General features: G+C 44.0%; 15 protein-coding genes. 5 read left to right on the forward strand and 10 right to left on the reverse strand.

What is annotated here, in order from left to right; all coding sequences use genetic code 11:
- Positions 1-55 precede the first annotated feature (55 nt).
- Positions 56-1,474, reverse strand: coding sequence for an alanine/glycine:cation symporter family protein (locus BZ167_RS00305; protein WP_077391900.1), 1,419 nt, complete (start codon positions 1,472-1,474; stop codon positions 56-58).
- A 376-nt stretch (positions 1,475-1,850) separates the two neighbouring features.
- Between BZ167_RS00305 and BZ167_RS00310 the strand changes: the two genes are divergently transcribed.
- The 3 genes from BZ167_RS00310 (at position 1,851) to BZ167_RS00315 (ending at position 3,621) form a co-directional block, all read left to right on the forward strand.
- Positions 1,851-2,204, forward strand: a complete 354-nt coding sequence (locus BZ167_RS00310; RefSeq protein WP_003153956.1) for a hypothetical protein — start codon at positions 1,851-1,853, stop codon at positions 2,202-2,204.
- Positions 2,205-2,228: 24 nt separating this feature from the next.
- Positions 2,229-2,354, forward strand: a complete 126-nt coding sequence (locus BZ167_RS20570) for a hypothetical protein (protein ID WP_013352436.1) — start codon at positions 2,229-2,231, stop codon at positions 2,352-2,354.
- A gap of 116 nt (positions 2,355-2,470) precedes the next feature.
- A protein-coding gene (locus tag BZ167_RS00315; protein ID WP_148660071.1) for an IS3 family transposase occupies positions 2,471-3,621 on the forward strand; the annotation gives its coding sequence in 2 pieces (ribosomal slippage) (positions 2,471-2,744 and positions 2,744-3,621; 1,152 coding nt in all).
- 72 nt (positions 3,622-3,693) lie between these two features.
- Here BZ167_RS00315 and parC read toward each other — a convergent pair.
- The 3 genes from parC to BZ167_RS00330 form a co-directional block, all read right to left on the reverse strand.
- Entirely contained in the window at positions 3,694-6,117 is a 2,424-nt protein-coding gene (parC, locus tag BZ167_RS00320; protein WP_053573356.1) for a DNA topoisomerase IV subunit A, read from the reverse strand.
- A gap of 2 nt (positions 6,118-6,119) precedes the next feature.
- The gene (gene parE / locus BZ167_RS00325; protein WP_007611767.1) at positions 6,120-8,087 is read right to left on the reverse strand and encodes a DNA topoisomerase IV subunit B; all 1,968 of its coding nucleotides are present in this window, start codon (positions 8,085-8,087) and stop codon (positions 6,120-6,122) included.
- Between the two features lie 423 nt (positions 8,088-8,510).
- A complete protein-coding gene (locus tag BZ167_RS00330; protein WP_077391901.1) occupies positions 8,511-8,918 on the reverse strand; it encodes a CoA-binding protein in 408 nt (135 codons plus the stop codon).
- Positions 8,919-9,069: 151 nt separating this feature from the next.
- Between BZ167_RS00330 and plsY the strand changes: the two genes are divergently transcribed.
- Together plsY and BZ167_RS00340 are read left to right on the forward strand one after the other, a co-directional pair.
- Positions 9,070-9,651 (forward strand): glycerol-3-phosphate 1-O-acyltransferase PlsY, encoded by a 582-nt coding sequence (plsY, locus tag BZ167_RS00335; protein WP_007410317.1) that lies wholly within the window; start codon positions 9,070-9,072, stop codon positions 9,649-9,651.
- Between the two features lie 88 nt (positions 9,652-9,739).
- On the forward strand, positions 9,740-10,027 hold the full coding sequence (locus BZ167_RS00340) for a HesB/YadR/YfhF family protein (protein WP_007410318.1): 288 nt from the start codon (positions 9,740-9,742) through the stop codon (positions 10,025-10,027).
- 33 nt (positions 10,028-10,060) lie between these two features.
- Here BZ167_RS00340 and BZ167_RS00345 read toward each other — a convergent pair whose 3' ends face one another.
- The 6 genes from BZ167_RS00345 to BZ167_RS00370 all read right to left on the reverse strand — a co-directional run bounded on the left by BZ167_RS00345 (position 10,061) and on the right by BZ167_RS00370 (position 12,069).
- Complete coding sequence (locus BZ167_RS00345; RefSeq protein ID WP_061860583.1) at positions 10,061-10,360, reverse strand: hypothetical protein; 300 nt, start codon at positions 10,358-10,360, stop codon at positions 10,061-10,063.
- Between the two features lie 15 nt (positions 10,361-10,375).
- Entirely contained in the window at positions 10,376-10,792 is a 417-nt protein-coding gene (locus BZ167_RS00350) for a YbgC/FadM family acyl-CoA thioesterase (protein ID WP_003153973.1), read from the reverse strand.
- Between the two features lie 86 nt (positions 10,793-10,878).
- A complete protein-coding gene (gene tlp, locus BZ167_RS00355) occupies positions 10,879-11,121 on the reverse strand; it encodes a small acid-soluble spore protein Tlp (RefSeq protein ID WP_003153975.1) in 243 nt (80 codons plus the stop codon).
- Positions 11,122-11,145: 24 nt separating this feature from the next.
- Positions 11,146-11,292, reverse strand: coding sequence for an acid-soluble spore protein N (locus tag BZ167_RS00360; protein WP_003153977.1), 147 nt, complete (start codon positions 11,290-11,292; stop codon positions 11,146-11,148).
- A gap of 63 nt (positions 11,293-11,355) precedes the next feature.
- A complete protein-coding gene (locus BZ167_RS00365; RefSeq protein ID WP_012117651.1) occupies positions 11,356-11,481 on the reverse strand; it encodes an FbpB family small basic protein in 126 nt (41 codons plus the stop codon).
- Positions 11,482-11,559: 78 nt separating this feature from the next.
- Positions 11,560-12,069, reverse strand: a complete 510-nt coding sequence (locus tag BZ167_RS00370; protein WP_003153980.1) for a TlpA family protein disulfide reductase — start codon at positions 12,067-12,069, stop codon at positions 11,560-11,562.
- Positions 12,070-12,097: the final 28 nt, after the last annotated feature.

Below are 12,097 nucleotides of genomic sequence, written 5' to 3' on the forward strand. Positions count from 1 at the left end.
AAAACCCCTCACAACAAAATGTAAGGAGTTTTTTGAAAATTGTATGCATGTTTCCTCAGTGAGCAGTCTTACGTTCGGGGCTTGTACCTTCTTCTTCCGCCCATGTTTCAATATGCTTGAGCTCCGGGGTGTTCTCGGCTTTGAATACGGGATCAAGACCTTTTTTGCGCTGAGCGGCATAATCCTTATAGATCTTGTAGGCTACATTACTCAGCAGTAAGATTGCCACTAAGTTAATGAGAGCCAAGAGTCCCATAAACAAGTTTGCCATGTCCCAGACGATCTGGAAGTCAGCCAAACATCCGTACACCACCATCACTACAACGAATACGCGGTAAATATTAAGCCATGTTTTGCTTGTTTTAATAAATTCAATATTCGTTTCACCATAGTAATAGTTGCCGACGACAGAGCTGAATGCGAATAAAAACATCGCAATCGCAATAAATGTCGGGGCCCAGCCGCCGAGGTGGTGCTGCAATGCGGTTTGTGTCACTTGGATGCCGTCGCCTTTAGGCGTAAAGCTGTACAATAAAATGATAAAGGCAGTCGATGTACAAACAATAAATGTATCAAAAAACACGCCGAGCGTCTGAATTAATCCCTGCTTAGCCGGATGCGAAACATGTGCAGCCGCTGCGGCATTCGGCGCGCTTCCCATACCGGCTTCGTTTGAAAACAGGCCGCGCTGCGCACCGATAATAATGATGCTTCCTAAGCTTCCGCCGACGATCTGCTCAAGACCGAACGCATTTTTCACAATCGCAGCAAACAGCTCAGGTACCGCCGTAATATTTACAATCACGACATACAGCGCAAGCAGAATATACAGTCCCGCCATAACCGGAACGATTAATTGCGAGACGGAAACAACACGTTTCAGACCGCCGAATATAATGAAAGCCGTTAATACAGCTAAAATGACTGCGATAACTGTTTTATTCACATGGAATGCTTCGTCAAACGCGACAGAAATCGTATTTGACTGCACAGCGTTAAAGATAAGTCCGAAAGAAACGGTAATCAATACGGCGAATAAAATACCGAGCCAGCGGGCGCCCAGTCCCTTTGCCATGTAATATGCCGGACCACCGCGGAATTCGTCACCGGAACGCACTTTATACAGCTGCGCCAAGGTGCTTTCCACAAAGCTGGAAGCCATACCGACAATCGCTACGATCCACATCCAAAATACTGCGCCGGGACCGCCTGTTGCAATCGCCAGCGCGACGCCGGTCAAGTTTCCGGTTCCGACACGAGAAGCGGCTGAGATAAAGAATGCCTGCATTGAAGACACTCCTTTATTTCCTTGCGGCTTCTCCCCGACGATTCTGAACATTTCAATAAAGTATTGGAATTGAATAAAGCGAAAACGGAACGTAAAGTACAATCCGATCCCGACTAAAATATAAACAAGATACTTCCAAATAAAATCATTTGGAACATTTATGATTTCACTGATGAAAGCCTCCATGTTTAACCTCCCTTTTACATATCTTTTACTGTCATTTTTGCTGCATATGTTAGATCTTTTAACACAACGAGTATTATTATATCACAACAACAGTGGTTGAGAAGTTTTTTTAAGAAAATGTTTCGGTTTCTTCATCACGTCTTTTGCTGTCATGCCCCGTTTTTTATCTTACAGCCCGAAAAATGTTGTCACGTCATTTGGAATGCGTGCATATCATAACAAATAGGTCTTTAAGAAAAAAGAGATGAAAAGATGGATGGAATGGTATATACTTAACCAGGATAATAATTTTTTAAATTTAATAAATATGTTTACTTTACATTTAAATTAGGGTATTATAATAAAAATATTCAGACTTATGAAGGGGGGAGAACATTTGAAAAAAATCTTGTTTTTAAAAGCTTCTATTTTATTTTTAGCGATTGCAAGCTTTCATTTGCTCTCCATTCCCCATGCGTTCGATACTGCTCATCATTTTAAAGCGGTAGCCGACCAGCAGGAAATGCACGAAATGAAGGCCGGCCAAAATGCTGATGATGAGAAAAAATCGCTGACGGGCTCATATATCTTGACGGCGCTTTTTGCCGCTTCTGTCTCACTGATCGTGATATCAGACAGGAGACGCCCCGCTTCCCGGAGAAGACAGCGAAAGAAAAGCTTTTTAATCGCTAAATTTTATCAGTCCTCGTATTTCGATGAGCTTCATGTTCAACATCGCCTATCTATGTAACATAAAATGAGGAGGTTGTTAAACATGTTGTTTATCTTACGAATGGTGATTTTAGGGTTGTTTTCATTCACTGCATTGAATTTATTTGTATGGCAGGGAATCGAAGTCGTTCACGCTATCACTGACTTATTCGGCAGCCATGAAAGCTAAATAGTAAAACCTCCGCTCAATGGGGACTGACCCCATAATATGAGACAAACAAAAAACACCTTCAAGTTTGAAAACGGATCGTTGTTATCCGAAATTAGACTTGGAGGTGTTTTTCTATGAGGGCAAGAGTGAGTTATCCGGTTGAAGTCAAACAGAAGGCTGTAGAAATGAGATTGGCGGGCGTGCCTGTGAAGGAGATCATGCAGGAATTGAATATAAAGAATAAGACGCAGGTGCAGACATGGGTCAGGTGGTATAAAGCTGGGGACACACATCGATTCGAACAACCTGTCGGAAAGCAATATTCTTATGGAAAAGGTCCAGAGTATTCTTCCGAATTAGAGAAACTGCAGGCAGAAAATCGTTATCTGAGACAAAAGAATGAAGTGTTAAAAAAGTACAACGAATTGGAAAGGAAGCTGATAGCGAAACGCCAGTCGAGCTTGTAGAAGCATTGCGCGGCACAATGACCATACAGGATATCTGTATTCATTTAGGTATCTCACGAGCATCTTATTATCGTTGGAAGAAGAATCTGATGAAAGATAACCCTAAATACCATTTAGAAAAACAAATCGGCACGTTGTGCCGAGAACATAAGTATCGATATGGCTATCGGAAAATCACAGCCATATTAAAAAAGGGAATGCGTATTAATCATAAAACGGTTCAGCGCATTATGCAGAAAAACCAGTGGCAATGCCGGGTTAAGGTGAAAAAGCGCAAGAAGAATGGGCAGCCATATGCCGTGGCCGAGAATATATTAGATCGGAACTTTCAGTCTGATCGCCCTCTGGAAAAGCTAGTAACGGATATCACATATTTGCCTTATGGGCAGAAACAATTGTATCTTTCCAGTATATTGGATTTATACAATGGAGAAGTGATTGCTTTTACGATTGGCGATAGACAGGACACAGATTTTGTCTTACACACACTTGATCAGCTGCCCGTACTCCCAGAGAACTGCGTGTTACATAGTGACCAAGGTTCTGTTTATACATCTTATGAGTATCAGAAAGCTGTTAAAACAAAAGGCATTACCATGAGCATGTCCCGTAAAGGGACACCCGCTGATAATGCCTCCATCGAATCGTTTCATTCCTCACTAAAGTCTGAAACGTTCTACCTCGACAGGTTGGAAAGCACTACGACGACCATCGTAGAGCAAACTGTCGAAACCTATATATACTATTATAACAACATTCGTATTCAAACGAAACTAAACAACCAGCCGCCGGTCACATACCGACAGCTGGCTGCTTAAAGGTGTTTTGATCCCTGTCTCAAAAACGGGGGTCAGTCCCATGAGCGGAGGTTTTTTATTTTCATTTTACTCTTAAACATCAGATGCGGGGATACGCCATACATCTGTTACCGGCCCTGTCTCATCTTCATCGGTAAAGAAGGAACCGTTGCTGTATCGGTCATTCGCCCGCAAGGACTTCACGGCGATTTCGATTCTCTCGCCTTTTTCTGTTTCCGCAGCGATCATGTCGGCTAAAGCGCACGCGAATACGCCGACTGCGCGATGCGGGTTCTTTTTAAGCTCACGCAGCATGATGACACCGCGCTTCGCCCTGGATGTTTTTTCGAATTCAGATAGGTTCATCCGCTTGATTGCTCCCCGCTGTGTGACAAGGACAAGCGAATCTGTCTCATGCAGAATTTGTCCTGATACGACGGTATCACCGTCTTTTACATTTATGCCCTTTACGCCGGCCGCACGGGCACCGACTACATTTACTTCATCTTCACCGAACCATAAACCGTACCCGAGGCGGGTGGCAATAAACAGCTGGCAGCCGCCGTCTGTGACATGAACATCAATCAGCTCGTCGTCCCCTTTAAGGTTAAGGGCAACAAGCGCTTTCGAGTAACGCTGCGCTTTGTAATGCGTCATTTCAGTTCTTTTCACCATGCCGTTTTTCGTCATAAACAATAAATATGAAGATGGATCAAATTCTTTTACCGGTATAGCTTTCACGATGGTTTCATCACGGTCAATCGTGATGATGTTCGTTACGTGCTGCCCCATGTCTTTCCACCTGATATCGGGAAGCTGGTGAACCGGACAATAAACATAGCTTCCCTTATTGGTAAAGAGCAGGAGAACATCCGTTGTGTTCATTTCAAATTGGTGAATCAGCCTGTCAGTATCCTTCATACCGAAATCCTGGCCGTTAGAAGCGGCAAATGACCGCTGGCTTGTTCGTTTTACATAGCCGTCTTTTGTGACTGTCACATATACGTCCTCAGAGGCTACCATGACTTCAAGATTGATTTTAATTTCCTCAATCTTTTCTTCAATGACAGACCGTCTGCTGTCAGCATAGGTCTTTTTCAATTTTTTCAGGCTGCTTGTAATGACTTTTAACAGCTTTTTATCATGACTTAAAATGGCTTCGAGCTCCTGAATTTTCTTGCTGAGCTCTTCCGCTTCCTCTTTTAACGCCGTAATATCCGTGTTTGTCAGACGATACAGCTGCAAGGATACGATCGCTTCGGCCTGCGGCTCCGTAAATGTGAATTTAGACATTAAGTTTTGTTTCGCATCTTTCTTGTCGCTGCTTGCCCGGATGACGGCTATGACCTCATCTAACACAGACAGTGCCTTCATCAGTCCTTCAACGATGTGGTGCCGCTCTTTTGCTTTTTGCAATTCAAAGACGGAGCGGTTTGTCACCACTTCCTTCTGGTGGGAAATATACGCATCCAGGATGGCCGTAAGACTCATCAGCATCGGCCGGCGGTTATGTATGGCGACCATATTAAAGTTATAAGTTGTCTGCAGATCAGTGTTTTTATATAAGAAATTCAAAATGCCTTTTGCATCGGCTTCTTTCTTTAACTCAACGACCACCCGAAGCCCCGTGCGGTCAGTTTCATCCCGGACTTCAGAAATGCCTTCGACTTTTTTGTCTATGCGGTATTCATCCATTTTCTTTACGAGATTGGCTTTGTTTACTTCAAACGGAATTTCTGTAATGACGATCTGCTCCCGTCCGCCTCTTACGGATTCCACTTCAGCCTTGCCGCGGATAATAATTTTGCCTTTCCCGGTTTCATAAGCCTTCCGAATGCCGTCGACTCCTTGAATAATGCCTCCTGTCGGAAAGTCGGGCCCTTTAATCACCTGCATCAAGTCATCGACGGTGCAATCCGGAGATTCAATCCGTTTAATGACGGCATCAATGACCTCACCCAGATGATGAGGGGGAATATCAGTCGCATAGCCCGCTGAAATCCCGGTTGATCCGTTGACAAGCAAGTTAGGGAACATGGCGGGCAAAACAACCGGTTCTTTACTAGTGTCATCAAAGTTCGGAACGAATTCAACCGTATTTTTATCAATGTCACGCAAAAGCTCTGATGCGATAGAAGATAATCTCGCTTCCGTATAACGCATGGCAGCCGGCGGATCACCGTCAATGCTTCCATTGTTGCCGTGCATCTCAATCAGGACATTCCGCACTTTCCAATCCTGGCTCATCCGCACCATCGCTTCATAAACGGAGCTGTCACCGTGCGGATGATAATTACCGATAACGTTTCCGACCGTTTTCGCCGCTTTACGGAAATTTTTATCGAAAGTATTTCCGTCTGCGTGCATGGCGTATAAAATTCTCCGCTGCACCGGCTTTAAACCGTCACGAGCATCAGGCAGCGCCCTGTCTTGAATAATGTATTTACTATAGCGTCCGAAACGGTCGCCGATTACTTCTTCTAAAGGTAAATCATGAAATAATTCTGGCTGTGCCACTATTAAACCTCCTCAGCGACCGACAAGTTTTCATTTTCTAAAATATTGCTTTCCTCATCTAATCCGAAGGCAACATTTTTTTCAATCCATTTTCTTCTCGGTTCTACTTTGTCTCCCATTAATGTCGTTACACGGCGCTCTACCCGTGCCGCATCGTCGATCTTGACTCTGACGAGCGTTCGCGATTCGGGATTCATCGTCGTTTCCCAGAGCTGGTCTGCGTTCATTTCTCCCAGACCTTTATAGCGCTGGATGGTATACCCTTTGCCGACTTTCTTTAAAACGCCGTCCATTTCTTCGTCGGACCAAGCATATTCAATAATCTCTTTCTTACCGCTTCCTTTGCTCACTTTGTAAAGAGGCGGAAGGGCGATGAAGACTTTTCCGTGCTCGATTAAAGGTTTCATATAGCGGTAGAAAAACGTTAACAGCAAGACTTGAATGTGCGCGCCGTCGGTATCCGCGTCCGTCATGATAATGATCTTGTCATAGTTGATGTCGTCTATCTCAAAATCTGCGCCGACACCGCCTCCGATCGCATGAATAATCGTATTGATTTCTTCATTTTTAAAGATGTCTGCAAGCTTTGCTTTCTCTGTGTTGATGACCTTTCCGCGAAGGGGCAGCACGGCTTGGAACTTCCGGTCTCTTCCCTGTTTTGCAGAACCTCCCGCAGAGTCTCCCTCCACAAGATACAATTCATTCTTCGCCGGATTTCTGGAACCGGCCGGTGTGAGTTTTCCGCTCAGCGTCGCTTCTGATTTTTTGCGTTTTTTGCCGCTTCTCGCTTCTTCTCTCGCTTTACGGGCCGCTTCACGGGCCTGGCTTGCTTTAATCGCTTTTTTGACAAGCAGGGTTGCCGTATCGCGGTTTTCTTCCAGGAAATAAGCAAGATTCTCGGAAATGACGGCATCCGCGGCGGATCTCGCCTCACTTGTGCCAAGCTTCCCTTTCGTCTGTCCTTCAAATTGCAGCAGTTCCTCCGGGATACGCACGGAAATGATTGCGGACAAACCTTCCCTGATATCGGCGCCTTCAAGGTTCTTGTCTTTCTCTTTTAAAAGGGCGACCTTTCGCGCATACTCGTTAAACGCCCTTGTCATTGCCGTTTTGGCTCCTGATTCGTGGGTGCCGCCGTCCTTTGTTCTGACGTTATTAACGAATGACAGCATATTTTCTGAATACCCGTCATTAAACTGAAACGCGAAATCGACTTCAATGTCATGATGCTCGCCTTCAAAGGAAACCACTTCGCATAAAGCGTCTTTTTCCTCGTTTAGATAAGCGACAAATGCTTCAATTCCGTTCTCATAATAAAATACTTCCTTTACGCCGTTCCGTTCATCTATTAATTCTATTTTCAAACCTTTTAACAAGAAAGCCGATTCGCGCAGACGTTCTGACAGCGTGTCAAAATTATAAACCGTTGCGCTGAACATTGACGGATCAGGTTTAAAATGGGTAAGCGTTCCCGTTTTTTTGGTCGTACCGATTTTTTCAAGTGAAGTCACGGGCTTGCCGCCGTTTTCAAACCGCTGTTTATACACATATCCGTCACGCTCAATAGTAACCGTCAGCCACTCCGATAATGCGTTTACGACAGATGCGCCGACACCATGCAGACCGCCGCTTGTTTTATAGCCGCCCTGTCCGAATTTCCCCCCGGCATGCAGCACGGTGAAAATAACTTCCGGCGTCGGCTTTCCTAGCTTATGCATCCCGGTCGGCATTCCGCGTCCTCTGTCCTGTACAGAGATGCTGTTGTCCTTATGTATCGTTACGATAATATGATCTCCGTAGCCGGCAAGAACTTCATCGACGGAATTGTCGACGATCTCATATACCAGATGGTGCAGGCCGCGTGCGTCCGTCGAACCGATGTACATTCCCGGTCGTTTTCTGACGGCTTCCAGGCCTTCAAGCACCTGTATGGCATCTTCGTTGTAATCAAATTGCTGTTTTCTAGCCAAACGTACAAACCCCTTTCAAAAAACCTGCTCTTAATCATTTTCTTTTTTAAATGTTTTCATGTCTTTGTTTTTCAGTATGCGCAAGCTTCGGTCCAATTCTCCTCGGACTCACAATTATAACCAATATGCTTGATTTCGCAACATATTTAAGCGAATGGCTCGTTTTTTAGGCCGCAAGACATACATTCGAACGGCTTTTCATCTTTCTGGTGCCCTTTTCAGCGAATAAGAACATGAGTTCGCTTTCTATTATATAGCTTTATGCCGGCCATCGCAAACAGACTGTAAACCCCTGTATAAAGGGGTTTCTAAAAAAGCTGTTCATGCTTTATTGTATCTGTTTCATCATCATACGCAAAGAGTATTCTTTCAATAAAAAAGCAAAAACCCCTGATTTGCCAAGGATTTTTGCTTTTTTTGTTCCTATTTTATAACAGCGCGGGCGACTTTTATACATAAATCCATAATAGCCGTCCGTCCTTTGTCTGTAATCATGCGATACGCTTCTTCATTTGCAAGGCCCTGCTGCGCCCAAAAAACGGGAGCGTCCGTCTGTAAAAATTCTTCAGCGACGCCGGGAAGCTGCTCAGAGCGTCTGAACACATTCACGATATCAATCGGTCCCTCCACGTCTTTTAATGAAGCGACGGCTTTAACGCCAAGCGCCTCATCAATCGTTGGATTGACGGGAATAATTTCATACCCTTCATCCTGCATCGCTTTGGAAACCATGTAAGAAGTCCGGTCGGGACGCTCTGACAGCCCGACGACTGCGATCCGTTTGCTACGGTCCAGAATTTCTTTAATCTCTGATTTTGAAGGATTTTGCATCTTTACCATCTCCTTTTGATATATTGTACATGACCGCTTCGCCGGAATCAAAAAAAGCGCTTTGTCAGCTTAATTCTCAAAAAACTTGTCATCAGACGGTAACAACTCGTGTTAAAATAGAGTGAAGGGACATTGAAAAGGAGAAATGTAGATGTTGATTGCTTTATTGATTATTTTGGCCTATGTAATAGGCAGCATCCCGTCAGGTTTAATCGTAGGCAAACTTGCGAAAGGGATCGATATTAGAGAACACGGAAGCGGCAATTTGGGCGCTACAAATGCTTTTCGCACGCTTGGCGTTAAAGCGGGATCTGTTGTCATCGCAGCCGATATTTTAAAAGGCACCTTGGCCGCGGCGCTCCCATATTTACTGCACGTCCCCATTCATCCTCTTCTCGCAGGGGTGGCAGCAGTAATCGGCCATGTATTCCCCGTGTTCGCAAAGTTTAAGGGAGGCAAAGCCGTAGCCACATCAGGGGGCGTCCTGCTGTTTTATGCTCCGCTGTTATTCGTTACGATGGTTGCAGTATTTTTCGTATTTTTATTCCTTACGAAATTTGTTTCTCTGTCTTCAATGTTAACAGGGATTTATACGATTATTTACTGTCTGTTTGTAAAAGACCCTTATTTATTAGTCGTAGTGACGCTCTTGACCGCGTTTGTTATCTACAGACACAGGGCAAACATCAAACGGATTATAAACAAAACAGAACCGAAGATCAAATGGTTTTGATGAAACTTCAATTTTGACATCAAAATGCCATATGCGTTTATAATAGAGATAATTTCTTTATATGAGAAACAAAAAGGGAGTGTTCCGGATGAACATGAAAGTAACGAAAGGCGCGCTGGATTGGTACAAAGAAGAGCTCGATCTGGAAACAGGCGACCATGTCCGTTTCTTTGTCCGTTACGGGGGATGCAGCAACGTTCAGAAAGGCTTTTCTCTCGGCATTTTAAAAGACCGGCCGATGAACATCGGCACCAGCACGGAAGTTGAAGGCATTACCTTTTTTATTGAAGAAAGCGACTTATGGTACTTTGATAATCACGATTTGTCAGTCACATATTCAGATCAGGCAGAAGAGCCGGTATTTGATTACGTGTAAGAAAAAAAGAACGCAGCGGATGCGTTCTTTTTTTTACAGCCTGAACCTTTTGAGATGATCAGTCAGACGTTCTTTTTCTAATATGCTTCTTTGCGTATCACCGAGCAGGTCAAAGTGGGGAAATTCATTTTTATGGTGAATCCACTCCGGCTTCAGCCCGTACTCCGCTCCCCATCTGATCAGTTTATTGAGATCGCTTGAACCGGCCTTCGTCACGGTCTTAGCCTCCGGAAAGCGGTCGTCCAGCCAGTAATGCGTTAAAAAAGCGATTTTCCCTTCCGATACATCCCGCTTCCATCTTTCCAGTTCCCTGCGCGTAATTCCAAATGCCATAACTGCAGCCGCTCCTTATTTTTTTGCCTTTTCGTAAGCGGCATGCCAATCAGGAAAAGCCTTGCGAAACTGAATCGGTTTGAAACTCTCTTTATCAACGCATATATGAGAGGATGTCGCCTTGATGGCAAGTTCTTGATCCGGATTATAGATGTGGTAGCCGTAAACGGTTTTAAATCCGTTATATTCTTCAATCCAAGTATGTACGACAGCCGTTTCTCCGTAGCGGAGCGGCTTTTTATAAGAAATGCTGATATCCAATACAGGGGACAGCACTCCTCTGTCTTCCATATCCTTGTAAAGGAATCCGAGTTCCTTAATCAGCGCCGTTCTGCCAACCTCCATCCAGACTAAGTAATTGGCATGATAGACGATGCCCATTTGATCTGTTTCCGCATAACGCACTTCTATTTCTTTTTTTGACACATGCAACGTTCTCTGCTCCCTTATTATCAGATTAGCCCCATTTTATCACAACGAGCCGGAAAGAGAAAAAAACCAGGTTTCCCTGGTTTTTATTATGATTGATAGCCGTTTTCTCTTGCAGCCGATTCATCCTGGATTTCACTGCGGAACGATTCAATGCTTTCATTGCGTCTGGCATTCTTCTCTTGAATGCGCTGTTTTTCCTCATCTGTCGCAAATTCCATTGATTCTTTGGCTTCTTCTATATTTTCAATTGTATTCTGGACCATATCCTGCAGCTTTTCAACGTTATCGGAACGGTCATCCGGATTTGGTTTTTGATCATTGTTTGTCATAATGTCTGCTCTCCTTTGTTGATGTTATTCGCCTTTCGTCTGCATGACAATCGGATGTCCGTTTGACTTGTCATGAAACTTTTCCCCTTTGTTGCGTTTATATTTAACGGGTTTTGTCCCTAAGTGGCTCGGAGCGTATTGCGGCTGGCCGTCTTTCTTGTTTATGCCCATGTTCATCCCTCCTTAAGAGTATATTTTGCAAAAGGAGGTGCAAACATGACTGCAAATTAAAGGTTATTTTTGTTTGAACCGCTGCTCCAGCTTTTCTTCAAGCTGATTCAAATATTCCGTATTGGTCATCAGCTCACGTTTATTTTCCATAACCAATTCATGAAAAGAACGTTTTCGCATTTTTTTCAATCTTCTCACCTCCGTGTTTTCATTCATTTTTTCCAATTTTTCAAAACCTAAGTCCTTCACAATAAAAAAACTGAACCTCTATTTGAGATCCAGTTTTTCTTTCATTTCTTTTTTTGTCATCGTGCCTACGCGAATGTGCTGAATGGTTCCTTTTTCGTCTAATATGTATGTTGTCGGATAAGAAAGCACGTTGAAATCTCCGTTAATTCCGCTTTTGTCAATCAGAATAGGAAAGGTCAGCTGATAATGATCAGCAAATGATTTCACAGCCTGTATATTTTTTTCAGAGGACGTAAAATTAACGGCTGCTACCGCAATATCAGGATATTCTTTCTGCAGCTCCTGCATATCGGGCATTTCCATTCGGCACGGCTTACACCACGTCGCCCAGAAATTGAGGAGCACTTTTTTTCCTTTATAATCAGAAAGGGAGATACTTTTTCCTGACAATGTATCAAGTGTAAAGTCAGGGGCTTTCATCCCTTCTTCTGTCCCTTCTTTCGGACTTTTTTGTACAGAATAAATGTTCCAGCCCGCATACACTAACAACCCGATAAGTAACATTCCGCCCAGCCATTTCGCAAGCATCTCAAGGCCTCCCGCATAAAAAGAGAGA

Source organism: Bacillus sp. 275, assembly GCF_001999205.1.
Taxonomy (GTDB): domain Bacteria; phylum Bacillota; class Bacilli; order Bacillales; family Bacillaceae; genus Bacillus; species Bacillus velezensis.

Coding starts and splice junctions, on each gene's coding strand:
- BZ167_RS00330 (WP_077391901.1), bottom strand. CDS start 8,918: ATGCAAAATCCTTCAAAATCAGAGATTAAAGAAATTCTGGACCGTAGC.
- BZ167_RS00370 (WP_003153980.1), bottom strand. CDS start 12,069: ATGCTTGCGAAATGGCTGGGCGGAATGTTACTTATCGGGTTGTTAGTG.
- BZ167_RS20570 (WP_013352436.1), top strand. CDS start 2,229: ATGTTGTTTATCTTACGAATGGTGATTTTAGGGTTGTTTTCATTCACT.
- BZ167_RS00360 (WP_003153977.1), bottom strand. CDS start 11,292: ATGGGCATAAACAAGAAAGACGGCCAGCCGCAATACGCTCCGAGCCAC.
- tlp (WP_003153975.1), bottom strand. CDS start 11,121: ATGACAAACAATGATCAAAAACCAAATCCGGATGACCGTTCCGATAAC.
- plsY (WP_007410317.1), top strand. CDS start 9,070: ATGTTGATTGCTTTATTGATTATTTTGGCCTATGTAATAGGCAGCATC.
- BZ167_RS00345 (WP_061860583.1), bottom strand. CDS start 10,360: ATGGCATTTGGAATTACGCGCAGGGAACTGGAAAGATGGAAGCGGGAT.
- BZ167_RS00340 (WP_007410318.1), top strand. CDS start 9,740: ATGAACATGAAAGTAACGAAAGGCGCGCTGGATTGGTACAAAGAAGAG.
- BZ167_RS00305 (WP_077391900.1), bottom strand. CDS start 1,474: ATGGAGGCTTTCATCAGTGAAATCATAAATGTTCCAAATGATTTTATT.